This window comes from Moraxella cuniculi DSM 21768 (assembly GCF_900156515.1).
GTDB lineage: Bacteria > Pseudomonadota > Gammaproteobacteria > Pseudomonadales > Moraxellaceae > Moraxella > Moraxella cuniculi.
In genome coordinates this window covers 93641-119775 of the sequence record NZ_FTNU01000003.1, presented here as the reverse complement: position 1 = coordinate 119775, position 26135 = coordinate 93641, and the positions used below count along the sequence as shown (strand labels likewise).

Sequence of the window (26135 nt, the reverse complement as noted above, 5' to 3'; positions counted from 1 at the left end):
TTTGTCTTTGGCAATGAAAAATGGGCAGTTTATTGGGCGGGGGATTTGTGGTAACTTTATCAAAAATACGCTATAATGACAGATTGCCGATAGATTTGTTATCAGCCTAATGGCACAAATCCAGTCGGTATGTGTACATTTACCAACCAGCCGATACTAGATCAAATTTATGAACATCACCAATATTAGAAATTTCTCCATCATTGCCCATATTGACCACGGCAAAAGTACGCTTGCTGATAGATTTATTCAGGTTTGTGGCGGTCTGTCCGATCGAGAAATGCAGGCACAGGTACTCGATAGCATGGATATCGAGCGTGAGCGTGGTATCACTATCAAGGCACAGTCGGTAACTTTGTATTACAATCACCCAAATGGAGAGCGGTATCAACTGAATTTTATTGACACGCCGGGTCATGTGGACTTTAGCTACGAAGTTTCTCGTTCGTTGGCAGCGTGCGAAGGGGCGTTGCTTGTGGTGGATGCGGCCCAAGGCGTGGAGGCACAATCGGTTGCAAACTGCTATACTGCAGTCGAGCAGGGGCTTGAGGTATTGCCTGTTTTGAATAAAATTGACTTGCCGCAAGTTGAGCCTGAGCGGGTGATTGAGGAGATTGAGGACATTATCGGCATTGAGGCGACAGACGCACCGCGAGTTTCGGCAAAAACAGGCGTGGGCATTGAGGAGCTGTTGCAAACCTTGGTGGATACCATTCCTGCACCTACAGGTGATCGTGAAGCACCGCTACAGGCATTGATTATTGATTCTTGGTTTGATAACTATCTGGGCGTGGTATCTTTGGTGCGTGTGCGAGAAGGTCAGGTTGCCAAAGGCGATAAAATTTTTATCAAATCAACAGGCGAAAGCCACATTGTTAGCTCTATTGGTGTATTTACCCCAAAATCGCTAGAAACCGATGTGCTGCGTGCAGGCGAGGTGGGCTTTGTGATTGCAGGGATTAAGGACATTCAGGGAGCACCTGTGGGCGATACCATCACCCTTGCCAAAACGCCTGATGTGGAGAGTATTGCAGGATTTCAAAAGGTAACGCCGCAAGTTTATGCAGGTATGTTCCCCATTGATTCAAGCGATTTTGAGAAATTCCGTGAGGCTTTACAAAAATTACAAATCAACGATGCGGCATTGTTTTTTGAGCCAGATACTTCAGAAGCATTGGGCTTTGGTTTTCGCTGCGGCTTTTTGGGCATGTTGCACATGGAGATTATCCAAGAGCGACTTGAGCGTGAGTATGACCTTGATTTGATTACCACTGCCCCATCGGTGATTTATGAGATTGTCAAAAAAAATGGCGAAATCGTCTATGTGGACAACCCTTCTAAGCTGCCAGATACAGGCGTGATTGCTGAGTTTCGTGAGCCGATTGCCCGCTGTCATATTTTGGTGCCGCAAGAATATCTGGGCAATGTCATCACGCTTGCCATCGAACGGCGTGGCGTGCAGGTGGATATGAAGTTTATGGCTCGTCAAGTGCAGGTGGTGTTTGACATTCCGATGGGTGAGGTGGTGATGGACTTTTTTGACAAATTAAAGTCAGCCAGCCGTGGATTTGCCTCACTTGATTATGGTTTTGAGCGTTATTCTGCTGATAAATTGGCACGCGTTGATGTGTTGATTAACGGCGAAAAAGTTGATGCACTTGCCATGATTTGCCATCAAGAACACGCACGCCGTCGTGGCAATCAGCTTGTTGAAAAAATGAAAGAGCTGATTCCTCGCCAGATGTTTGATGTGGCGATTCAGGCGGCGATTGGCAGTCAGATTATCGCTCGTAGCACAGTCAAGGCAATGCGAAAAGATGTGCTTGCCAAATGCTATGGCGGTGATGTCAGCCGTAAGAAAAAGCTGCTTGAAAAACAAAAAGCAGGCAAAAAGCGTATGAAGCAGGTCGGCTCGGTAGAAATCCCTCAAGAGGCTTTCTTGGCGGTACTAAAAGTCGATAGCTGATGATTGATAATAGTTAAGTTTTTATACATATTTTATACCTATTGATTGATTGGTGATACACGCAGTTGGTATAATGCATTTGGGGCGAGATTAATAGCACAATCGCTGCCAGAGTTTGCGTTTGACCGTGCTATCACAATACTAGGAGAAGTTGGGTGGAATTTGACATTAATTTGATTATTGTGCCAGTAACTTTGGTATTTTTGCTGATTTGGCTGGTGGATAAATTCATACTCAAACAACACCATGCTGTTAAGTTTTACTCAAAAGAGCTAAAGCTTGCCGAAGTGCAATTACAACAAGCCAAAGATAGGCTTGATGCCAGCTTGTCTCGCCATCAAATTGCCAGCCACGCCGATGCTTATGTACCAAGTGCTGACAGCCCTACCGAAATTCAAACCGCTTATCAGGATTTTCAGCAACAACGCATTAAACTTGCCTCGCTAAAGGGCAATCCACCAAGCGAAGCTGCATGGGTGCGTTGGGCGTATGAATTTTTGCCTGTGTTGGCGGTGATTGTGATTGTGCGGTCATTTATCATTGAGCCATTTAATATCCCTTCGTCATCAATGGTGCCGACTTTGTACACGGGTGATTTTATTGCGGTAAATAAGTCAGCCTATGGCTTAAGATTGCCATTGACACATACCAAAATCTTGGATACGGGCAGTCCCGAGCGTGGCGATGTTGCGGTATTTCGTTATCCTCTCAATGACAAGGTATATTTTATCAAGCGAGTGATTGGCTTGCCGGGCGATACGGTGAGTTTCAATGATGGCGTGCTAAGCATCAATGGCGAGACCGTGTCAACGATGGCAGCCAATTATCAAATGCCACAATCGTTGGTTGATAAGATGTTGCCAGCTGCCATTAACAATCAGCCGATTGATGATGAGCAGCGTGCGACCTTGGGTCGTCAAGAGGAGCTGGCAGCACGCTATCAGCGTGAGAATTTGGGCAAGCACAGTTATTTGGTGCGTTATGTGGCCGATGAAAATACCGCCAGCCAAGCCCCATTTTTGCTCGCCAATTCACCAGAACTTACCGAAACTGGCGGCCGCTCATGGTCAATCACTGTGCCAGAGGGTCAGTACTTTGTGATGGGCGATAATCGTGATCGCAGTGATGATGGTCGTTTTTGGGGCTTTGTGCCTGAAGAGAACTTGTCAGGCAAGGCGACTTATATTTGGATGCATAAAGAACCGGGGCTAAAACTGCCAAGTTTTGCTCGCAACGGTGCAATTGACTAAAAGGCATTGTGTGAATACCAATTCTAGTAAAATCAGTCAGCAGCCTTATTTTGCCCAATTTGAACAAGGGGTGGCTGCCTTGTGTGCCAAATTGGGCTATCAATTCAATGATGTGTCCTTGCTTCGGCAGGCATTAACGCACCGCTCCTATGACCCAAAAAACAGCTATGAGCGGCTTGAGTTTTTGGGTGATGCACTGCTTGGGCTTATCATTGCACGAGCGTTATTTTTGCATTATCCAAATCATGACGAAGGTCAATTGACTCGTATGCGCGCCACTTTGGTACGACAAGAGACATTGGTGCGTATCGCTGATAAACTTGAGCTTTCGCGGCATTTGATTTTGGGCGTGGGTGAGCGAAAGGGCGGTGGTCGCCATCGTGCATCAATTTTGGCAGATGCGGTCGAGGCGTTGATTGCTGCTGTGTATTTGGACAATATTCATAATGATGATTGTCAATTGGTTGGTGAGATGGTAACTGCATGGTATGCTGATTTGATTGACGAAGTCGGCCAAGAGCAGGTCTTAAAAGATGCCAAATCACGCCTACAAGAGCTGCTACAGGGCAATCGCTTGCCATTGCCGACTTATGAGCTATTACAAACGCATGGCAATGCCCCCAATCAGATTTTTGAGGTCAGATGCAGTGTTGCCACCACCAATGTAGCACCTGTCGTTGAAACAGGTGCCAGTCGCCGCATTGCCGAACAAAAATGTGCTGAATTAATGATTAATCAGCTCAATAAACTTGCCCTAAAACTGTAACACAACCGCTTTTTTCAAGGAATTGTATGATTGATATGACTGCCGACAGCACAGATACAACCGATAATGATGATGTTATCTCGGCGTTTTTTGACAAAAAGCCAGCCACCAATGCGGTGTTTAAGGCGGGCTTTGTGGCGATTGTTGGTCGTCCAAATGTTGGCAAATCAACCTTGATGAATCATTTATTGGGGCAAAAACTTTCTATCACCAGCCGCAAACCCCAAACCACTCGCCATCGCATTCACGGGATTTTGACTGATGAAAATATGCAGATCGTTTTTGTTGATACGCCCGGCATTCACGCCAATGAAGTGCGTGCAATCAATGAACGCATGAACAAGGCGGCAATCTCTGCTCTGTCCGATGTTGATGTGGTGCTGTTTGTGGTAAATGGCTTGCAGTGGCGTGAAGATGATTTGCTGACTTTGGAGAAGTTGTCAGCGACCAATCTGCCTGTCATTTTGGTGATTAACAAAACTGACACCATCAAAGACAAGTCCGAATTATTACCAGTGATTGATAGTTTCAATGACAGTTTTGATTTTGCTGATATTGTCCCTGTGTCAGCGTTGCGTCGCCACAACCTTGATAGATTGCAGACGGTTATTGCCGAATATTTGCCAGCAAGAGAGGCGATTTTTGACACCGAGCAAATCACAGACCGTTCCGAGCGTTTTTTGGCATCGGAGATTATTCGTGAAAAAATCATGCGACAATCAGGCGATGAAGTGCCGTATGATTTGACCGTGCAGATTGATACCTTTAAAGACGAGCCTGCCCACCAAGACCCAGAAACAGGCAAATGGCGGCGTGCGGTTACTTTTATTGATGCGACAATTTTTGTTGAACGAGCAGGGCAAAAGAGCATTGTCATCGGTGATAAAGGCAGTCGCATTAAGCAGATTGGCATTGATGCACGCAAGGATATGGAGCTGTTGTTTGATCGCAAAATCATGCTGACCTTGTGGGTAAAAGTCAAGCGTGGCTGGTCGGATGATGAGCGAGCATTAAACAGCTTGGGTTATTAATGCAAGCAGGGCGGCTTAGATTACCAGTCGTCAATTTACTGCTTGCAATAATTTGTGATAATTGCTGCACTTTTAGCAAAAGAATACAAAGCTAGATAATGTCAGTGGTGGCTTAGCGTGTACACATTATGTGCCATGCCAGTTTATTTGAGCAACTCCAAGCCTTAGACAATGAAACAATCTTTGCTTAATGGTTATATTCTGCACGCCAAGGCTTACCAAGAAAAGCGAGCGATTTATCGGTTTTTTTCTTATGAGCATGGGGTGGTGCATGGCGTGGGCGTACGAGCCATGCCGCTGTTTGTGCCAATCTGTCTGATGGCAACTGGCACACGCACGCTCAAAAGTTTTGGGCAATTGACGCTGGGTTTTGCTGCCTCTTTTGATGCAATAACGGCTCCAAGTTTTACCAAGATACCCAAAGGTCGCGTGCAGTATGCACTGCTTTATCTTAATGAAGTGTTGTATAAGTTATTGGCGATAGAAAATCCCTGTCCAGCGTTATGGCAGGCATACCATAATACCGCTGTCAAATTATACGCCCTAGATGCCATGGGTCTGCCTGTTGCCGAAGAATTGCAAGCAATGCGGGTATATTTGCGTGGTTTTGAGCGAGTGTTATTTGCTGAGCTTGGCGTGGCGATTGATTTTATTAATGATTATTTGGCAGAGCCGATCTGTGCTGAGCAGTGGTATCGATTCGTCCCTCAGATGGGCTTTGTGCCTGACAAGGTATCGGTGCTTGAGGGCGTTCGCCAAAATGCCAAAATCAGCCGTGCAAGATTTGCTGGCAAAGAAATTATACAAATGGCAGACAGCTTGTCTGACGAGACTTCGGTGGCGTATTTGGATCAATTCAGCCAAATTCAAAAGCAGTTGGTGGACTTTTTGTTGGACTATCAACCACTGCACAGCCGAACCTTATGGCAACAAAGCATACGCTATTTGGCTGAAAAATAAGCAAGTGGAGAATTTTATGAACATACCATTATTAGGCGTGAATATTGACCATGTTGCCACTTTGCGAAATGCACGAGGTGTGGATTATCCTTGCCCTGTGGAAGCAGCATTGATTTGCGAGCAAGCTGGGGCAGCGGGCATTACTTTGCATTTGCGTGAGGATCGTCGCCATATTCGAGATGATGATGTTTATCAAATGGCAGACAAGCTCACCACACGCATGAACCTTGAGATGGCGGTTACTGATGAAATGTTGGCAATAGCCTTAAAAGTGCATCCTGCTTGGGTTTGTCTTGTACCAGAAAAACGCCAAGAGCTAACCACTGAAGGCGGGCTTGATGTGGTCAATTTGCCCGATTTGCCAGCTTTTGTTGCCAAGTTGCAACAAGCAGGCATACAAGTGTCGTTGTTCATTGACCCTGATCTGCCACAGATTGATGCAGCGATGGCACTGGGAGCGGACGCTATCGAATTGCATACAGGCAGCTATGCACACGCAACTTTGGCAAATGATACTGCCAAGACAGCTTTTGAACTTTGGCGTATTAAACAGGCGGTGGCATACGCACGCAGTAGCAGCAACCTGCTTATTAATGCAGGGCATGGGCTGACTCGTGATAATGTGGCTGCTATCGCACAGATTGAGGGAATTCATGAGCTAAATATTGGCCATGCCTTGATTGCTGACGCTGTTTTTATGGGTCTGGAGAAGGCAGTGCAGGCGATGAAAGCGGCATTTTCGGCAACTTAAGCGTTCAGCAACCAAAAAATTGTAAACAAATATGATTTTTGTGTAATGGTTATGTAGTTTTTCACAAAAAGTAGTTGCCATTGCTAAGTTTTGCAGTTAAGCTACACCCATAAATCAATCAGCCAGTAGGGTTTATCACCAATCATGCTGATAATCATAAAAAAATTGTAACAGATTATTGTCAGAAACTGGCTGGCTATGCTACAATACGCATGGTAATCTTTAAAAACCAACCACTCCTTGGAGGAATTTATGAAATTTAATAAAATCGCTCTTGCAGTGATTGCTGCTGTTGCAGCACCAGTTGCTGCTCAAGCAGGTGTTACCGTTAGCCCACTATTGCTAGGCTATCATTACACTGATTCAGCTGAAGATGCACAACGCAAACTTTTTGGTGTTGATGAAAAAAATGGTGAATCATTAGACAGCGGTCTGTGGACTGGTGCAGCTCTTGGTCTAGAACTAACCCCATCAACTCAGTTCCAAGTTGAATACGGCGTAGCAAATACTGATACAACAGTTGTTGTTAATGACAGAGAGGTTTCAGGTGCTGAAGCTGATGCTAAGCAACAAACCATCAGCGGTAACTTCTTGATCGGCACAGAGCAGTTCACTGGCTACAACCCAGCAACTAAGTTCAAGCCTTATGTATTGGTTGGTGCTGGCCAATCAAAAATCAAAATCGAAGACAAAGCAAGCGGTCAAGAGCTTGATGAGTCAAAAGACACCATCGGTAACATCGGTCTAGGTGCTCGTTACTTGGTAAATGATGCATTGGCACTTCGTGGTGAAGTTCGTGGTATTCACAACTTTGACAACGACTGGTGGGAAGGTCTTGCTTTGGCAGGTCTAGAGGTAACTCTAGGTGGTCGCTTGGCACCTGTAGTACCAGTAGCCCCAGTACAAGAGCCAGTAGCTCCTGTTAAGCCAGCAGCTGTTGTTGTTGAAGATCGTATCGTTGATACTGACCGTGATGGTGTGCCAGATCATCTAGACGCTTGCCCAGGCACCGAAGCTAATACTGTTGTTGATGCTCGTGGCTGCCCAGTACAAGTAAACTTGGTAGAAGAATTGCGTCAAGAATTGCGTGTATTCTTTGATTATGACAAGTCAGCAATCAAGCCACAATATCGTGAAGAAGTTGCAAAAGTTGCTGCACAAATGCGTGAATTCCCGAACGCAACTGCTGTAATCGAAGGCCACGCATCTCGCGAATCTGCTCGCTCAAATGCACGCTACAACCAGCGTCTATCTGAAGCTCGTGCGAACGCTGTGAAGTCTATGCTAACTAACGAATTTGGCGTTGCTCCAACTCGCCTAAATGCTGTTGGTTATGGCTTTGACCGCCCAATCGCTCCAAACGACACTGCTGAAGGTCGTGCAATGAACCGTCGCGTAGAAGCGGTTATCACTGGTACTAAGACTACCACTGTGAACCAAACCAAAGACATGGTAGTACAATAATACTTAGCTTTGGTTAGTTCAAAAGCCACTCCACTGGGGTGGCTTTTTTGTACATAAACTTAAGCAAGCTGACTTTAATAATAGCTGGCAATGTGGTATAATGGGCGGTTTTTTATTTTTCTATCTTTATGAATTAATGAGTATTTATGGCAAATGACATCAAGCACTTGCGTAATATCGCAATCATTGCTCACGTTGACCACGGCAAAACCACTTTGGTGGATAAATTATTACAACAATCGGGTGCATTGGGCGACCGTTCGGGCGAAATCGAACGAGTGATGGATTCAAACGCATTAGAAAGTGAGCGAGGCATCACCATTTTGGCAAAAAACACAGCCATTAAATGGACGGACAAACGCAGTAATACCGAATACCGCATTAACATTGTCGATACACCGGGCCATGCTGACTTTGGTGGTGAAGTTGAGCGTGTGATGTCAATGGTTGATTGTGTCTTGTTGTTGGTTGATAGCCAAGAAGGCCCAATGCCACAAACTCGCTTTGTAACCCAAAAGGCATTCGCACGAGGGCTAAAACCCATTGTGGTGATTAACAAAATTGACAAGCCAGCAGCCCGTGCTGACTGGGTGATTGATCAGGTATTTGATTTGTTTGACAGCCTAGATGCAACCGATGAGCAGCTGGATTTTCCGATTGTTTACGCATCAGGAATTAACGGCATTGCAGGGCTAGAGCCTGACGCTTTGGCAGATGATATGACCCCGTTATTTGAGACGATTGTTGATATCGTTGAACCGCCTAAGGTTGATGTTGATGGGCCATTCCAAATGCAAATCTCAAGCCTAGATTATAACAGCTTTGTTGGTGTTATTGGAGTTGGACGCATTCAGCGAGGCTCGGTAAAAACCAACACGCCTGTTACCGTGATTGACAAAGATGGCAACAAGCGTAATGGCAGAATTCTAAAAATCATGGGCTATCATGGCTTGGAGCGGATTGATGTTGATTCGGCACAAGCAGGCGATATCGTGTGCATTACTGGAATTGACGCACTGAATATTTCAGATACCATCTGCGACCCTGCCCATGTTGAGGCGTTGCCAGCCTTGTCGGTTGATGAGCCAACGGTATCGATGACTTTTCAGGTCAATGATTCGCCATTTGCGGGCAAAGAAGGTAAGTTTGTTACCTCACGCAACATTCGCGAACGCCTTGATCGTGAGCTGATTCATAATGTGGCATTGCGTGTCGAAGATACCGACAGCCCAGAGAAATTCAAAGTCTCTGGTCGTGGTGAGCTGCATTTGTCAGTGTTGATTGAGAATATGCGTCGAGAAGGCTTTGAGCTGGGCGTGTCTCGTCCTCAGGTCATCATGAAAGAGATTGACGGCGTGATGTGCGAGCCTTATGAAAATGTTACCTTTGATGTTGAAGAGCAGCACCAAGGGGCGGTAATGCAAGAGATGGGCAACCGCAAGGGTGATTTGACCAATATGGAGGTCGATGGCAAGGGTCGTATCCGCATCGAAGCAACCGTTCCTTCTCGTGGGCTGATTGGTTTTCGTTCAGCATTTTTAACGATGACTTCAGGCACAGGCATCATGACCTCAAGTTTTAGCCATTATGGTGCCGCCAAAGAAGGCACAGTTGCCAAGCGACAAAATGGCGTGCTGGTATCCATGGTAACAGGTACTTGCCTTGCCTATGCTTTGTTTAGTTTGCAGGAGCGTGGCCGCTTGTTTGCCAAGCCACAGCTTGAGGTTTATGAGGGCATGATTATCGGGATTAATTCTCGTTCTGATGACATGGTGGTCAATCCAACCAAAGCCAAACAGCTGACCAATATCCGTGCCAGTGGCTCTGATGATGCCATTATCCTGACACCTGCGTTGGAATACACGCTTGAGCAGGCACTGGAATTTATTGAAGATGACGAGTTGGTTGAGGTAACGCCAAAGTCAATCCGTATTCGCAAGCGTTATCTGACCGAGAATGAACGCAAGCGTTTTGGTCGTAAAAAAGACTAAGACAATCTGATGGCAAGTGGGTAGCGTTAATTGATTAAGATTAATTAACAATAGTTTACACACTTGCTATCAAATGCTACAGTTGATTGACAAAGCTGTGCTAAAATTACGCAAAATTTATGGCGTGCTGGTCTGGACGCCATACCCAGTCTGACAAGGATTGGGTCTTTTTATTATCAAACAAATCGAGTGATTATCATGAGCATGATTCAAGAGTTTAAAGAGTTTGCCCTAAAAGGCAATGTAATGGATTTGGCAGTCGGTGTCATTATTGGTGCGGCATTTGGCAAAATCACAACTTCTTTGGTTGAAGATGTAATTATGCCAATCGTATCGTTTATCATGGGCGGCGAGCTTGACTTTAAAAATATGTACATTTTGTTGGGCGATGCACCAGCAGGCGTACCAGCCACTTATGACGCACTAAAAGAAGCAGGTGCACCAATGCTTGCCTATGGTAGTTTTATCACTGTGGTGATTAATTTTATCATTTTGGCGTTTATTATCTTTATGATGGTAAAAGGCATGAATCATCTACGCCGCAAATCAGAAGAGCCAGCAGCACCCGAAGAGCCATCAGAAGAAGTGCTGCTGTTGCGTGAAATCAGTGCCAAACTGGGCGAACGCAAATAACCCAAACCCTTGATGCTGCGGTATCAGGGGTTTTTGATTGTGGGCATTGATGGTTGGTTTGTGCCAAGATTTGTGCAGGATTATCATGAACAATGGTGTTGGTAAAATGCCCAAGACGAGCTTAACAATATGAAAATGCGTCCAAAATTTTGGGAAAAATACCCACTGCATGAGCTTTTTGATGACGAATGGGAAGCGTTGTGCGATGGTTGTGGCGTGTGTTGTTTGGTAAAATTTTTGGACGATGAGCAAGTGCAGTTTACCGAATATACAGATGTTGCTTGCCAGTTGCTTGATTGTCAGACAGGGCAGTGCAGTAATTATCCAAACCGCCAAAGTGTCGTACCAGACTGTATCCGCTTGACGGCAGATATGTTGCCACAGATGCTGTGGTTGCCCCGCCATTGTGCCTATAAGCGCTTGTATTTGGGACAAAAATTGCCCAGTTGGCATAGATTGCTGCATGGTACAACGCAGCATCAAGCACAGTTTGCCAAATACTCTGTCGCTGGTCGCTGTGTCAGCGAGTTGGAATTTGATGAAGCCGCGATTGAAGAAAGGGTGGTGCGATGGGTGAAAATTTAGCCAAACAAATCACCGTGAGGCAATGCCAAGAAAAGCAATAATTTTGACCCAGATGAATAAAATCTCTTGAATAATTACCATCAATGCGTTACATTGTACAAAATCGGCAATGTGCCTTATTGATAATGCGAGGTTAAATTACACTTGTTATGTCTGATGACGGTTCGAGCAGTTGGTCAATGCGTGGGTTAAAAAGGTGGCTATCAACAGCACCAGAGACCCGAGATGATTTGTTAAAATTGGTGCAGGATTCGCGTCAATTTTTGGAGCCTGACACGGTGGATATGTTGGAGGGGGTGCTTGATTTGCCTGCCACCCAAGTGCGTGAGATTATGACACCACGCCCTCAAGTACACGCTGTGGCAAGCGATGATGATTTGGCTGATATTTTGTCGGTGGTGCTGAAGACTGAGCATTCCCGTTATCCTGTGTTTGACAGTTTGGACGATAATGCCGTCGTGGGGATTTTGCTTGTCAAGGACTTAATTCCATTGCTAAAATCAAAAGCCGATGGCGAAGATACACCCTTAAAACTTGCAGACATTGTCCGCAAGCCACTGTATATTAGTGAAACGGCTCGCTCTGATACATTGCTTCGCTCACTGCAAAAAGCCCAAGTGCATATGGCGATCGTGGTTGATGAATTTGGCTCGGTCTCTGGTGTGGTCACGATGGAGGATTTGCTTGAAGAAATCGTTGGCGATATTGTCGATGAGCATGACGATATTGATGAAGATAGCGACATTAACAATATCATACCGCACCCTGACAAGGCGGGCGTTTGGTTGGTGCAAGCCTCAACTTTGATTAGTGATTGCAACGAAATCTTGGGCAGTCATTTTGATGATGCTGATGTTGATACGATGGGTGGCTTGGTCATGCAAGCATTGGGCTCTGTTGGGCGACTTGAGGGCGAAGTGGTGCAAATTGACGACTGGCAAATCACGGTGGTTGATGTTGAGGGCAGGTTTATTCACCTGCTAGAGCTGGTTTTAATGCCACAAAGCGAAACGCATGATGATTAACACTTAAAAAAACAGGTTCTGCATGAACCTGTTTTATTTTAATTATTCCCGTCCAACATCAGCCTGTAGTGCTTCGGGCAGTGGTAAAACTGCCAGCGAGCTTGCCAAAATATCCTCTGGTCGTGCCACAACCAATGCCTCATAGCCCATCTGGGTTGCTATCGCATTGACGATGGTGATTTTGTCCAATTTATCACCCGCTTGTGGCACTGCTCCCTTGCCTGCCACACGGTGCAAGTAGGCCTTTGGCTTGGATTTAAAGTACAAGCGTGCAACCACTTCTTGCCCCAGATAGCAGCCTTTGTCATACGCCACACCGCCTTGTTGGTGCAGTCGCAATTCTTGAGGCTGAAAAATCTCGCTGGTGGCTTGGCTTAGCCAATAGTTGCCCTGAGCAATGCTTAGCTTTCGCCAGTCATTTTGTTGCTGATGATCAATAGCGGCAAAACTTGGCATATCCTGCAAAATACAAGGATAAATGGGTGTAGGCTGCGATAGTTCAATCCTAGAAAATGCACCGTATTTTTTGATATGATTGGCAAATTGCGTTGCCAAATCGGCACTGATTACGATACCAAAGCCAGCATCAAGTTTTTGTAGCCATAGACCAAATTGCACTCGCCCTGCCAAATTACAAATTGCCGTGGGTGTAAACAAGGGGCTGAGTTTTTGGACATCGGCGGTAACTTGGTCTTGCAAAAATTTTTCGCCATCGTTGCCTGTCAGGCTAAAATAACAAAAATCACTCATCGGTTTCTCTTGGAATTTGCTTAATTTTGTCAGATGGAGCGTCTGCCATCGTGTTTTGATAGGTCATTATAGGGGAATTTTATCAAAAAGTGTTAAAATTTTGTACGAAAAGCCAAAGCGTGCAACAATTTTTGGTCAAAATCGGTTACAATAGGCGACAAATTTCCCCAAGTTAATACAACAGTAGCAGGTGTGTTATGAGTTTGCCAATTTGCCCCAAGTGCAGCGAAGATTATACTTATGTTGATGGTGCATTATTTATTTGCCCCATGTGCAGTCATGAGTGGCAAGACGGCGAGGTTTCTGATGAGTTGCCTGTGATTAAAGATGCTGTTGGCAATGTACTTGCTGATGGCGATGCGGTAACTGTTATTAAGGATTTAAAAGTCAAAGGGTCAAGTACGCCAATCAAGGTTGGCACAAAGGTTAAATCAATTCGCTTGATTTATGATGCACCAGATGACCATGATATTGATTGCAAAATTGACGGCTTTGGGGCAATGAAACTCAAATCCAGCGTTGTCAAAAAAGCCTAAATTCTCATGCAACACGGCGACAAATCCATCTTGTGTGGTTGGTCGTCAAAGATTACAATTAGTTAAAAAGAGCAAAACATGAGCCAATCTGTGCATACCAATACAATCAATGAGCAGCTATTTGCACAAGCCAAACGCCATATCGCAGGGGGTGTTAATTCGCCTGTGCGTGCCTTTGCAGGGGTGGGCGGTGTGCCTGTCTTTGTTGCTCGTGCCAAAGGTGCATATATCTACGATACCCAAGACAAGCCCTATATTGATTATGTTGGCTCATGGGGGCCGATGATTTTGGGTCATGCTCATGATGCGGTTATTGATGCGGTGAAGGCTGCCGCAGAGGACGGTTTGTCATTTGGTGCACCAACGCCGTCCGAAACCACGATGGCAGATTTGATTGCTCAAATTATCCCAAGCATTGAGCTGATACGCATGGTGTCATCAGGCACAGAGGCAACCATGTCGGCAATTCGCTTGGCAAGAGGTTATACAGGGCGTGATAAGATTGTCAAGTTTGAGGGCTGTTATCACGGGCATTCCGATAGCCTGCTTGTCAAGGCAGGTTCAGGCATGCTGGACATTGGCGAGCCGACTTCCAAAGGCGTGCCAGCGGATTTTGCCAAACATACTTTGACCTTGCCATATAATGATATTGAGGCATTGCAGGCGTGTTTTGAGCGTTTTGGCGACTCGCTGGCTTGTGTGATTTTAGAGCCGATTGCTGGCAATATGAACATGATTATCCCAAGCAAGCAATTCCACGAAACGCTGCGAGAGCTTTGCACCAAGCATGGCGTGGTGCTGATTTTTGATGAGGTGATGACAGGATTTCGTGTTGGGCTCGGTGGGGCACAGGCGTATTTTGGCATCACGCCTGATTTGACGACATTTGGTAAGATTATCGGTGCAGGACTGCCTGTTGGGGCGTTTGGCGGCAAGCGAGAGATTATGGAGCATATCGCACCAACGGGCGGTGTGTATCAGGCAGGAACTTTGTCTGGTAATCCGCTGGCAATGCGTGCTGGCAAGGCGATGTTTGATGAGTTGCTTGTTGATGGTTTTTATGATGAATTAAGCAAAAAAACCCAATATTTATTAGATGGACTAACAAAAGCTGCAGCCAAACAAGGCGTGGCATTGCAGACTTGTTCGGTAGGCGGTATGTTTGGGCTATTCTTTGCCGAGTCATTACCACAGAACTTCAATGAAGTGGCAGCAAATTGCGATGCCAAAAAATTCGCCAAATTTTTCCACGCTATGCTTGATGAAGGCGTATATTTGGCACCATCGGCATTTGAGGCGGCATTTATGTCATCGGCACACAGCTATGAGGATTTGGATCGCACCATTGCTGCTGCCACGCGAGCCTTTGCCAAATTATAAGCCTGTACAGTCGGCGACTTGATTTTGTTACAAAGACCCTTATAACTGATAAAGGGTCTGTTATTAAAATTAAATTGAACACAGAGATTATTTATGCGTTTATTGTTGGCATTTTTGTTGCCTTGGTTGCAGTTTTTTACCATTGGTCGTCCAATTTCGGGTGTGATTTGTTTGATTTTACAGATGACATTGGTTGGCTGGTTGCCAGCAACCATTTGGTCGGTGTATGCGTTAAGTCAATATAAAACTGACCAAAAACTCAAGAAGTTACAAAAAATGCACCAGCAATAAGCGGTATTTTGCTAGTTTTATCATGGATAATTTCCATTTTACGGAAAATTTAGTATGTTTACAAAAATTGTCAGCACAATCATCGGTACAAAAAACGAACGAGAACTTAAGCGAATGCGTAAGGTGGTTGATAAAATCAACGCCTTTGAGCCGAGCATTCAGACACTGTCTGATGAACAGTTGCGTCAAAAAACCGAAGAGTTTAAGAGTCGTTATAATGGCGGAGAGGACTTAGATAGCATCTTGCCAGAGGCTTTTGCGGTTTGTCGTGAGGCATCAAAGCGTGTCAATGGCATGCGTCATTATGATGTGCAGCTTATCGGTGGCATGACATTGCATGAGGGCAAAATCGCCGAAATGAAAACAGGCGAGGGTAAGACCTTGATGGCGACGCTGGCGATTTATCTTAACGCCATCAGTGGCAAGGGCGTGCATGTCGTTACTGTCAATGATTATCTGGCAGGGCGTGATGCCGAGCTAAACCGTCCCTTGTTTGAGTTCTTGGGCTTGACTGTGGGGGTGATTTATAGCCAGCAAATGCCCCAAGAAAAATTTGCCGCTTATCGTGCTGACATTACTTATGGCACCAACAATGAGTATGGTTTTGATTATCTTCGTGATAATATGGTGTTTAGCTTATCTGAAAAAAAGCAACGACCACTGAACTACTGTATCATTGATGAGATTGACTCTATTTTAATCGATGAGGCTCGCACGCCACTGATTATCTCAGGTCAAGCTGAGGATTCTGCCCATCTGTATGCACTGATTGATAAGATTGTTGAGCGACTGGTGCGTTCGCAGGACGAAGAGGCGAACAAAGAAAACCGCGAAGGTGATTTTTGGATTGACGAAAAAAACCGCACCATTGAAATCAGCGAAAAAGGCTATGAGAAGATTGAGAAATTCTTAATAGAAGTTGGCGAGCTTGGCGAAAATGAAAGCCTATACAGTCCTGCTCGTCTGCCTTTGCTGGCTCATGCACAAGCGGCGATTCGTGCACATCATTTATTTGTCAAAAACATTCATTATATCGTCCAAGACGGCGAGGTGATTATTGTTGATGAAAACACTGGTCGCACCATGCCGGGTCGCCGTTGGTCTGATGGCTTGCACCAAGCGGTTGAGGCAAAAGAAGGGGTGGAAATCCAAGCCGAAAACCAGACAATGGCAACCACCACTTTCCAGAATTATTTTCGCCTGTATGACAAGCTCTCTGGCATGACAGGTACTGCCGACACCGAAGCTGCTGAGCTAAAATCCACCTATAATCTTGATGTGGTAATTATCCCAACGCATCGTCCAATCGCTCGTGTTGATATGGACGATCAGATTTTCTTGACCAAATTGGGTAAATATCAAGGTATTATCCGTGAAATCAAACAAATCACCGAAAAAGGTGCACCTGTGCTGGTGGGTACTGCAACCATTGAGGCTTCTGAGGAGTTGTCTTATTTGCTCAATCAAGAAGGCATCAAGCACAATGTCTTAAATGCCAAACAGCATGAGCGAGAGGCGGATATTATCGCACAAGCTGGCAGACCAAAGGCGGTTACCATTGCCACCAACATGGCAGGTCGTGGTACGGATATTATCCTAGGGGGCAATTGGCAGGCGGAGCTTGAGCAATATCCAGAGGTTAGCGATGAGATGCGTGCACAAGCACAAGCTGCATGGCAACAGCGACACGAGGCGGTTTTGGCGGCAGGTGGTCTGCATATTATTGGTTCAGAACGCCATGAGTCTCGCCGTATTGATAACCAGCTACGCGGGCGCGCAGGTCGTCAGGGCGACCCAGGTCAATCACGCTTTTTCTTGTCGCTAGAAGATGATTTGATGCGTATTTTTGCAGGCGATCGCATTACCAATATGTTCCGTGCGATGGGGCTAAAAGAAGACGAAGCGATTGAACATAAGATGGTATCTCGTTCAATTGAAGGGGCACAGGGCAAGGTTGAGGCTCGTGATTTTGACGCTCGCAAAAGCCTATTAAAATATGATGATATTGCCAATGAGCAGCGTAAAGTTATCTACAGTCAGCGTGATGATTTGCTTGCCAATCTTGATTTGCAAGACAGTCTAAAAGCCATGCACCATGAGGTGTACAATGCCTTGATTGATCAATTCGTACCACCGGGGTCGGTTGATGATCAATGGAACATTGATGGGCTGGAAGATGAGATTGAGGAGGCGTTTCGTTTTTATATGCCGATCAATGATTGGCTTGATGCGGATCGCCGTTTGGACGAAGATGGTTTGCGTAAAAAAATTATCCAAACCGCAATTGACCGTTATCAGGCACGCCGTGAGCAAATGGGCGAAGAGGCAGCAGCTCAGCTGGAGCGTCATTTTATGCTACAGAGCCTTGATCGCCACTGGAAAGAGCATTTGACCCAGATGGATCAGTTACGCAAGGGCATTCATTTGCGTAGCTATGCCCAAAAAAACCCCGAGCAAGAATACAAGCGAGAATCGTTTGAGCTGTTCCAATCCATGCTGGGTGCGATAAAATCTGATGTGGTGCAGGATTTGGCAAGAGTTCATGTGCCAACGCCTGAAGAGCTGGCAGTACTTGAGGAACAACGCCGCGAGCAGGCTGAGCAGATGCGTATGATGTTTGAGCATAATGAGCTAAATCTGGACGGCAGTCTGACACCAGACCCTGAGCTAAGACAAGCACCAGCCATGCAACGCATGACAGTATCTTTGGGAGCTGGCAGTCAGCAAGCACAACCGATGGTTGCAGATGATGACTTGGTGATACCCGAACATATCAATCGCAATGCACCATGCCCTTGTGGTTCTGGCTTAAAATACAAGCAATGCCACGGCAAATTAAGCTAAGCGTATAGATTGCAGTAAGTTATTGTAACCAACTTGTTGAAGTTGTGTATAATAACTGTGTTATACTGGTTATATCATCGGCTTGTGGCTGATTTGTTAAAGGCGGTTTATTTGCCAATAAATGTGCAGATAATCGTATTGCATATTTATCAAAACAAAGGAGCAAAATAATGAAAAAAGCATTTTGGCAAATTGCGATGCTTACAGGCGTGCTGATGCTGACAGCGTGTGCCCAAAAAACCGAAGAAGCCACCGCCGAACCTGCCGAAGAAAAAGAAGTGCCAATGTCTGCCGAACCTGCCGAGCCGATGATTGTGGCAAAGGTGGACGAGAGTACAGAATCGGTTGAGCTGGCAGTACCAGAGGCATTTGAGGCACAAGAAGAAGGCGAAGAGACGCAAATTGCCGAAGTGATAGAAATTGACGAAACTGCTGATACCGCCACAAAAGATGCAGAAGTGCAAGAAGGCCCATAATCTTAACCGCATGGCATTTAAACCTTAACAGATACCATCAAATACATACACTTTGCATGGTTGTTTTGATTGTATGAAGATTGACCAAACACCGCTTAGCGATAGGCGGTGTTTTTCGCAAGTAGCCAAAAATTATGCTAAAATGATTTGTTTTGGTTTGATTAATAATCTTGCGTATCGGTGCATCATTAGATGTGATTTATTGGTAGTAGACTTATATTTTAATGGCGGATTGTCATGACACGAATTTTCCAAACAGTCCAAAAATCCACCCAATCAAGCCCGAAGTTTCCTTATGTGGTTTTGTGCTTGATTGCATTATTTGCTGGTGCGATTTTTAGCTTTGCTTTGGCACCGTATTATTTATACCCCTTGGCAGTTCTTTCCCCTGCTGTTTTGTATGCATTGCTGAGCGTTGCCAAAAACAGCAGACAGGCATTTTGGCTTGGGGAAATTTATGGCTTTGGCACTTGGGCGGTTGGTGGATTTTGGTTGTACACTTCCATTAACCAATACGGCAATGTCTCACCAACACTGTCGGTTGTGTTGATTGGTATCATGGCAATCATCATGGGACTGTTTCATGCGGTGATGTCGTGGATTTTTGCACGCTTTACTGCCAAACAACCACTGTCGTTTGCAGGATTATGGGTCGTACAAGAATGGCTAAAAACTTGGCTTTTGACAGGTTTTCCTTGGCTGTTTGTTGGTTATGCATTCACCGAAGTTGGTTGGTTAAATGGCATTGCTCCGATTTTTGGCGTCTTTGGTCTGTCGTTTTTGGCGGTGCTGTTGGCAGCCTCTGGCGTTGAGTTAATTCGCAAAAAAGCAGGATATTTTGTGATTTCGGCGACTTTGTTGTTGCTGACGGTGACTATTTCGCTGCTTGATATTGCTTGGACCAAGCCAACAGGCACAACCACCAGCGTTTCGCTTGTACAGGGCAATATCCCTCAAGACTTAAAATGGCGTGAGGGCGTTGGTGTGCAGACCTTGGGGATTTATGCAGGGCTGTCGCAGGCTGAATGGGGGCGTGATTTGGTGATTTGGCCAGAAACGGCAATCCCTATGTTGCAAGATGATGCCGAGGCGGACACTGCAACCATCTCTGCACAAGCTAATGCTGCTGGCAGCACATGGATTACAGGTATCGTGTACCGTTTGCTGCCTGATGATGTTGCCGATGTGCCAAAGCTGTATAACAGCGTCATGTTGTTTGATGGCAAACAGCCACTGGTGTATCAAAAACAGCAGCTTGTACCATTTGGTGAATATATTCCGTTTGGTGGCTTATTAAATATTTTGCCAGGTTTGGAAGGTATGGATATGACAGGCTTAAGCCGTGGTGATGCCACCCAGCCGTTATTGGTTGCCAATGGGCAGAAACTTGGCACGGCGATTTGTTATGAAGTTGCTTATCCAAATACCACTCGCCGCAATGCACTTGGCAGTGATTTTTTATTAACTGTGTCCAATGACGCATGGTTTGGCACTTCGGCAGGGCCGATTCAGCATTTGCAAATGGTGCAGATGCGTTCTCTTGAGATGGGGCGTTGGTTTGTGCGTGCTACCAACAATGGAGTAACGGCACTGATTGACCAAAAAGGACGGATTGTCAGCAGATTGCCACAGTTTGAGCGGGGCGTATTGCGTGGCGATGTACCAAGTTTTGTTGGTAAAACACCATATATGCTGTGGGGATATTATCCTGTTTTGGTATTGGCGGCTGTGCTGATTGTGCTTAGTATGATTGCTGCCAAGATGAGCAAAACCACTGCCAAGCGTGAAAAATTTTATACCGCAAAAGGCGTGGCAGATCGTTAATTGTGCTAAATACCCTTAATTTTTTGAAGGAATTGTACAAAAAGCAGTAATTTGTTATATAATAGAGAAAATTTATTTCAAACTTCACACCAGTTAAAATTAGGCAGGTAATTTATGGCACATGATGCTTCAGAAAACAACCCAGTAAAAGAATCGGTGATGACGCTTGTTGGTATCGTACTACTGCTTGTGATGATTGGTGGTATTGCGGTATCGGCATGGTTACGACCTGCAGGCGAGCATCCTGCCAAAGAGCAGGTAGCTACAGAACAGACTGCCGAGCCAGCAGCCGAAGCCCCAGCGGCACAGCCAGCCACGACCGAGCAGCCAGCAGCCACCCAGCCAGAACAGGCAGCAACCGAACAGCCAAAGGCTGATGCAGCGGCTGGAGCAGAAGATGCGGCAGCACAGCCAGCAGAAGCAAAAAAATAATCTGCAATATCTACAAAACCAAGCATATCCGCTATGCTTGGTTTTTTTGTATCTATGATTTATTCAGTTGTGGCAAGGTATGATGGTCATCGCAGAACCAAGGTTTGTGATTAATGTTAAATTTGGTGGCATATCTTGCTTGGTTGGCATAATTGACAAATGGTATTGTTATTTGCATGATGAAACTTTATAAAGTTGCCAAATTGGTGTCAAATCATGGTTGAAAATTATACCATTGGCACCAAAATATCTATTATCAGCTTAGGATTTCTGTGCTAAACTAGCAAGAGTTGATAGCTTTAACCCAAGTAAATTTTAAGGACGAGACATGATTGATTCAGCCCAAGTACGCCTAGAGCGACTGCAACAAGCACGCCAACTGATGAAACAGCATGGCGTAGATGCTTTGATTATCCCTTCTGCCGATCCGCATATGTCAGAATATCTGCCAGAGTATTGGCAGGGTCGTAGCTGGCTGTCTGGCTTTACAGGTTCAATGGGGACTTTGGTGGTTTTGCAGGACTTTGCAGGATTGTGGACGGATAGCCGTTATTGGGTGCAGGCTCCCATGCAGCTTGCTGGCACAGGCATTGAACTAAAAAAAATACAAGTTGATCCGACTTATGCTGTATTTTTGGCAGAGCATTTGCCCCAAGGTGCAAAAGTTGCCATCGATGGCAATGTATTGTCGGTGAGTGCCGCCAAAGAGTTACAGGCAGCTTTTGCTGACAAAAATATCACTTTGGTAACAGATATTGATATTTTGGCACAAATTTGGCATGACCGTCCAAGCCTACCAATGCAGCCGATTTATCAGCACCCTGACAAATTTGTTGATACCAGTATCACGGACAAACTTGCCAAAGTGCGTCAGGTGATGGCAGAAAAGGGAGTGAGCCATCATCTGGTTTGTAGCCTAGATGATATTGCGTGGATATTGAATTTGCGAGGGTCGGATGTTGAGTTTAACCCTGTATTTTTGTCGCATTTGTTGATTGATGAGCAAAAGGCGACTTTGTTTGTGCATCAAGACAAACTGTCCGATGTCATCATTGATACACTTACGCAAGCTGGTGTTGGTGTGGCGGATTATGATGCGGCTGCTGCAGCTTTGGCAGAGGTTTCGGGTGTGCTGCTGATAGATCCGAGCCGTGTGGCGGTTGGCACACTGACATTAAATTCAGCACAGCTTGTCCATGGTATTAATCCTTCAACGCTATTAAAATCCATCAAATCCGAGGCGGACATTGCTCATATTCGCGAGGCAATGCGACAAGATGGGGCGGCGTTGTGCGAGTTTTTTGCTGAGTTTGAGAAAAAACTTGCAGCAGGCGAGACGATAACTGAGCTTGATATTGATACAATGCTAAACCAAGCACGCAGCCGTCAGCCAGACCATGTGTCAGCAAGTTTTAATACCATCGCAGGGTTTAATGCCAACGGTGCCATCGTCCATTATAGTGCCACAGTGGATAATCACAGTGTCATTGAGGGTGATGGCTTGCTGCTGATTGATTCGGGTGGGCAGTATTACAACGGCACAACCGACATTACCCGTGTGGCAGGTGTGGGGCAGGTCAGCCATGAACAAAAACAAGATGTAACCTATGTGCTAAAGGCACATATTGGCTTGGCACAGGCGTATTTCCCAGAAAATTTGCCATCGGCACATATTGATGCATTGGCACGCATACATTTATGGAGTCGTGGTCTGGATTATCGCCATGGCACAGGGCATGGGGTGGGGTATTTTATGAATGTGCATGAAGACCCACAAGTGATATCGGTACTTGCCCAACAAACGCCCGAGCGTGTACTCAAGCGTGGCATGGTAACAACCAACGAGCCGGGGCTGTATCGTGAAGGCAAATGGGGCATTCGCTTAGAAAATTGCGTGGTGCATACTGTGGCGTACGAAAATGAGTTTGGGGTGTTTTTGAAGTTTGATGATTTGACTTTGTGCCCATTTGATACTCGTCTGATTTTGCCAGAGCTATTAACAGAGGCAGAAAAACACTGGCTCAATGCGTATCACCAGCGTGTCCATGATGAGCTGATTGATCGTGTGGACGGTGATGCCAAGCAGTGGCTGATTGAACGCACAAAACCTGTGTGATGGTTTGGATTGACACCTTCTTGTGGACAAGAAGGTGTTTTTTATTGCCTGTTTGGCACCTGCACAGCCATCAGGTTTGGGTTATGGATTTTAGGGCAAATAAGCCAATGCTTGCAATGCAAGTTTATATCAGGCAGTCTTATGATGAACTTTGGGGAGACTGGAGGGCGTCAAGAATTGTGCTGATTTTATCCCAGCATTCTTGATATTCGCTCAAGGCATCAGAACGCACCGTGATGCCGCCACCTGCCCAGACGCTGACAGAGCTGGCATTGGCTTGCAGGGTGCGAATAAGCACATTAAATCGACCCGTGCCATCAAAATTGATAAAGCCAAGCGTACCACAATACGCCCCTCTGGGCAGTGTCTCTAACTCGGCGATGATTTGGCAGGCTCGTTTTTTGGGAGTGCCTGTGATGGAACCAGCAGGCAAAGAGCCAAATAGGACGCTCAAGGGGTGATTGTCAGGGTGCAGATGGGCGGTGATGGTGCTGACCATGTGGTGAACATTGTGAAAACTTTCGATGGCGAAGCGGTGCGGAGTTTTGACGCTGCCTGTGAAGGCATATTTGCCAAGATCGTTACGCAATAAGTCAACAATCATTAAATTTTCGGCAATGTCTTTGTCGCTGGTGGCAAGCTCGGTTTTGAGCTGATTGTCGTGCTGAATGTTGGTTGCACGCGGCCGAGTACCTTTGATGGGCTTGGTGATGATATGAATGCCATCATCTTGTTGATAAAAGCTAAAAAATAATTCAGGAGAGATGGACAAAAGCTCAAAATCACCACAATCAACAAACCCAGCAAAAGGGGCATTGCTGATACCCATCAGATAAGGAAGATGTGCGGCAAGCACACGCTGATGAGGGGTATTTGATTGCCAAACTTGGGTAAGGTTTATCTGATAGCCATCACCTGCGTGCAGATAGCGTTGGACTTGCTCAAAGGCATTAAGATAGTCTTGCTTGGACCACAGTGCAGTCAGTTTTAATGCAGTGACAGTAGGCAGGTCTTGGCGTGTCAACTTACAAAGCTGCGAGGCAATTTGTGGCAAAATACCCAAATCTGCGTCATTACCAATCAGCTCAAAGCCGCCAACGCACGGCGATATATAAATATCATAATGCCCAAAAAAAGCAGCAGGTTGGCGATTGTCCACAACAATGTCATGACTTAGTGCATGAGCTGCGATGTCATAACCAACAAAACCCATCAGCCCTTCATGATAAACAATCGCATCATTTGGGCTGGCAGGCGTTGCTTGATAATTTTGCTGGCTGTAGTTTTCAATAACTGTCAAAAAGTGTGCATAATCGCTATTTGTACGCTCATGTTGATAGCCAATATCATCAGAGATATGGCGTTTTGCGGTAGTTAGCACAAAGTCTTGTGCTGTATCTTGTGCCTGTAATCGCCAGCTGATTTTTGGCAAAATACCAATCACAGGTGCGTGCTGATTGTTCAAAAAGCACACTTGCCATGTTGGATAATGATGGCTGATGCACGCTGTCAGTTCAGCGATGGTTAATGGGCTTAAAAAAAACGCTTTATACATAACAGACTGCACCAGCTTAAGCGAGCCAACTGAGCAAACTCAGCCTCAGACTGTGGATATTGCGATAATTATATCCAGTTTTGCCCAGTTTTGCCATTTGCCTTATGGTTGGAATTTTTCAATAATCAAAGCGGCATTGGTGCCACCGAAGCCAAAGCTATTACTCATTGCCGAATTGATGGCGGTTTGGCGAGTGCTGGTAACAATATCAAAGCCTTTGGCACCATCATCAAGTGTATTGACATTGATGGTTGGGGCGATAAAATCATGCGTCATCATCAAAAGGCAATAAATCAGCTCTTGTACGCCAACAGCACCCAAGCTATGACCTGTCATGGATTTGGTTGAGCTGATGGCAGGGGTTTTGTCCACGCCACCAAAGGCAGTCGCAATGGCGTTTAGTTCGGTGATATCGCCAAGCGGTGTGCTTGTGCCATGGCTATTGACATAATCAACCTTATCCAGCCCTGCTTGGGCAAGTGCCAGCTGCATACAGCGTACCGCACCTTCGCCACTGGGAGCGACCATCTCAGCACCATCAGAAGTCGCACCGTAGCCTGTAATTTCGGCCAAAATGGTTGCACCACGAGCTTGGGCAGATTCTAGGCTCTCAACCACCACCATGCCGCCACCGCCTGCGATCACAAAGCCATCTCGAGTGGTGTCATAAGGGCGGCTTGCGGTTTGTGGCGTGTCGTTATACTGGGTGCTCATCGCTCCCATGGCGTCAAACATACATGACTGTGTCCAATGCTCGCTTTCGCCACCGCCAGCAAGCACAATGTCTGCCTTGCCAAGCTGAATCAGCTCCATGGCATGACCTATGCAGTGGCTGGAAGTGGCACAGGCAGAGGATAGCGAATAAGAAACCCCTTTGATTTTTAGTCCCGTGGCAAGAGTTGCTGATACGGAGCTTGCCATGATTTTTGGCACAGCCATTGCACCGACACCACGCAAGCCCTTATCACGCATGGCATCAACAGCGGTTACGACATCATGCGTTGAGGCACCGCCTGAGGCTGCAACCACTGCCACTCGGGGATTGTCGGCGATTTGTGCCATCTCAAGCCCTGCGTGTTTTATGGCGGACAAGGCACTGACATAGGCATATAAGCTGGCATCGCTCATAAAGCGTTTGAGCTTGCGATCAATGCCTGTTGTGTCCAAGCTGTCGTGGTCAATGCTGCCAGCAACTTGTGATTTAAAGCCTCGTTCGGCATATTCAGGCTGAAAGCGAATGCCTGATTGACCATTTTGCAGGGCTTCTTTGACGGTTTGTAATTCATTACCCAAGCAAGAGACAATGCCTGCACCTGTGATAACCACTCGTTTCATAATTCAATCCATAAAAGTTTACAGTTGTAATGGTGGTATTGTAACAAATTATTTGACAGAAAATGGCACTTTTTTCTCATAAATCCAAAAAAAGCACAAAAAATTACCAACAGCATATGTCAGATGGGGATTTTTTGTATCATAAATTAACATTTATCTTATATATTTTTACTG

The 26135-nt window shown here is 45.7% G+C and carries 22 protein-coding genes; 19 read left to right on the top strand and 3 right to left on the bottom strand.

All coding sequences use genetic code 11. The features are described from left to right. Positions 1 to 169 precede the first annotated feature (169 nt). From lepA to BW928_RS03255, 11 genes are all read left to right on the top strand, one after another. The gene (gene lepA, locus BW928_RS03305; protein WP_076554816.1) at positions 170 to 1966 is read left to right on the top strand and encodes a translation elongation factor 4; all 1797 of its coding nucleotides are present in this window, start codon (positions 170 to 172) and stop codon (positions 1964 to 1966) included. Between the two features lie 155 nt (positions 1967 to 2121). Further along, positions 2122 to 3216, top strand: coding sequence for a signal peptidase I (lepB, locus tag BW928_RS03300; RefSeq protein ID WP_076554815.1), 1095 nt, complete (start codon positions 2122 to 2124; stop codon positions 3214 to 3216). A gap of 10 nt (positions 3217 to 3226) precedes the next feature. Further along, complete coding sequence (gene rnc, locus BW928_RS03295) at positions 3227 to 3982, top strand: ribonuclease III (RefSeq protein WP_227516535.1); 756 nt, start codon at positions 3227 to 3229, stop codon at positions 3980 to 3982. Between the two features lie 26 nt (positions 3983 to 4008). After that, positions 4009 to 5013: a GTPase Era gene (gene era, locus BW928_RS03290; protein ID WP_227516534.1), complete on the top strand. Its 1005-nt coding sequence runs from the start codon at positions 4009 to 4011 to the stop codon at positions 5011 to 5013. Between the two features lie 171 nt (positions 5014 to 5184). Continuing rightward, positions 5185 to 5973 carry a DNA repair protein RecO gene (gene recO / locus BW928_RS03285; protein ID WP_076554814.1) on the top strand — a complete coding sequence of 263 codons (789 nt, stop codon included), beginning with the start codon at positions 5185 to 5187 and terminating at the stop codon, positions 5971 to 5973. Between the two features lie 16 nt (positions 5974 to 5989). Continuing rightward, positions 5990 to 6724: a pyridoxine 5'-phosphate synthase gene (gene pdxJ, locus BW928_RS03280; RefSeq protein WP_076554813.1), complete on the top strand. Its 735-nt coding sequence runs from the start codon at positions 5990 to 5992 to the stop codon at positions 6722 to 6724. Positions 6725 to 6976: 252 nt separating this feature from the next. After that, a complete protein-coding gene (locus BW928_RS03275) occupies positions 6977 to 8188 on the top strand; it encodes an OmpA family protein (RefSeq protein WP_076554812.1) in 1212 nt (403 codons plus the stop codon). Positions 8189 to 8334: 146 nt separating this feature from the next. Then, the gene (typA, locus tag BW928_RS03270) at positions 8335 to 10179 is read left to right on the top strand and encodes a translational GTPase TypA (protein ID WP_076554811.1); all 1845 of its coding nucleotides are present in this window, start codon (positions 8335 to 8337) and stop codon (positions 10177 to 10179) included. A 198-nt stretch (positions 10180 to 10377) separates the two neighbouring features. After that, positions 10378 to 10812 (top strand): large conductance mechanosensitive channel protein MscL, encoded by a 435-nt coding sequence (mscL, locus tag BW928_RS03265; RefSeq protein ID WP_076554810.1) that lies wholly within the window; start codon positions 10378 to 10380, stop codon positions 10810 to 10812. 129 nt (positions 10813 to 10941) lie between these two features. Further along, positions 10942 to 11397 carry a YcgN family cysteine cluster protein gene (locus BW928_RS03260; protein WP_076554809.1) on the top strand — a complete coding sequence of 152 codons (456 nt, stop codon included), beginning with the start codon at positions 10942 to 10944 and terminating at the stop codon, positions 11395 to 11397. A 149-nt stretch (positions 11398 to 11546) separates the two neighbouring features. Next, the gene (locus tag BW928_RS03255) at positions 11547 to 12422 is read left to right on the top strand and encodes a transporter associated domain-containing protein (RefSeq protein WP_076554808.1); all 876 of its coding nucleotides are present in this window, start codon (positions 11547 to 11549) and stop codon (positions 12420 to 12422) included. 42 nt (positions 12423 to 12464) lie between these two features. Here BW928_RS03255 and ygfZ read toward each other — a convergent pair whose 3' ends face one another. Beyond that, entirely contained in the window at positions 12465 to 13172 is a 708-nt protein-coding gene (gene ygfZ, locus BW928_RS03250) for a CAF17-like 4Fe-4S cluster assembly/insertion protein YgfZ (protein WP_076554807.1), read from the bottom strand. Between the two features lie 197 nt (positions 13173 to 13369). On the opposite strand from ygfZ, the gene BW928_RS03245 reads away from it, so the two are divergent. From BW928_RS03245 to BW928_RS03210, 8 genes are all read left to right on the top strand, one after another. Further along, on the top strand, positions 13370 to 13708 hold the full coding sequence (locus tag BW928_RS03245) for a zinc ribbon domain-containing protein YjdM (RefSeq protein ID WP_076554806.1): 339 nt from the start codon (positions 13370 to 13372) through the stop codon (positions 13706 to 13708). Positions 13709 to 13786: 78 nt separating this feature from the next. Then, complete coding sequence (hemL, locus tag BW928_RS03240; RefSeq protein WP_076554805.1) at positions 13787 to 15088, top strand: glutamate-1-semialdehyde 2,1-aminomutase; 1302 nt, start codon at positions 13787 to 13789, stop codon at positions 15086 to 15088. A gap of 93 nt (positions 15089 to 15181) precedes the next feature. Then, positions 15182 to 15379, top strand: coding sequence for a YqaE/Pmp3 family membrane protein (locus tag BW928_RS03235; protein ID WP_076554804.1), 198 nt, complete (start codon positions 15182 to 15184; stop codon positions 15377 to 15379). 54 nt (positions 15380 to 15433) lie between these two features. Next, the gene (gene secA, locus BW928_RS03230; RefSeq protein ID WP_076554803.1) at positions 15434 to 18223 is read left to right on the top strand and encodes a preprotein translocase subunit SecA; all 2790 of its coding nucleotides are present in this window, start codon (positions 15434 to 15436) and stop codon (positions 18221 to 18223) included. A 170-nt stretch (positions 18224 to 18393) separates the two neighbouring features. Then, the gene (locus BW928_RS03225) at positions 18394 to 18699 is read left to right on the top strand and encodes a hypothetical protein (protein ID WP_076554802.1); all 306 of its coding nucleotides are present in this window, start codon (positions 18394 to 18396) and stop codon (positions 18697 to 18699) included. 237 nt (positions 18700 to 18936) lie between these two features. Then, entirely contained in the window at positions 18937 to 20523 is a 1587-nt protein-coding gene (gene lnt / locus BW928_RS03220; RefSeq protein WP_076554801.1) for an apolipoprotein N-acyltransferase, read from the top strand. Between the two features lie 114 nt (positions 20524 to 20637). After that, positions 20638 to 20955, top strand: coding sequence for a hypothetical protein (locus tag BW928_RS11620; RefSeq protein WP_076554800.1), 318 nt, complete (start codon positions 20638 to 20640; stop codon positions 20953 to 20955). A 328-nt stretch (positions 20956 to 21283) separates the two neighbouring features. Further along, positions 21284 to 23071: an aminopeptidase P family protein gene (locus tag BW928_RS03210; protein ID WP_076554799.1), complete on the top strand. Its 1788-nt coding sequence runs from the start codon at positions 21284 to 21286 to the stop codon at positions 23069 to 23071. A 139-nt stretch (positions 23072 to 23210) separates the two neighbouring features. Here BW928_RS03210 and BW928_RS03205 read toward each other — a convergent pair whose 3' ends face one another. Together BW928_RS03205 and BW928_RS03200 are read right to left on the bottom strand one after the other, a co-directional pair. After that, positions 23211 to 24626 carry an anthranilate synthase component I family protein gene (locus tag BW928_RS03205; protein ID WP_076554798.1) on the bottom strand — a complete coding sequence of 472 codons (1416 nt, stop codon included), beginning with the start codon at positions 24624 to 24626 and terminating at the stop codon, positions 23211 to 23213. Positions 24627 to 24728: 102 nt separating this feature from the next. Continuing rightward, positions 24729 to 25961, bottom strand: coding sequence for a beta-ketoacyl synthase N-terminal-like domain-containing protein (locus tag BW928_RS03200; protein ID WP_076554797.1), 1233 nt, complete (start codon positions 25959 to 25961; stop codon positions 24729 to 24731). Positions 25962 to 26135 lie beyond the last annotated feature (174 nt).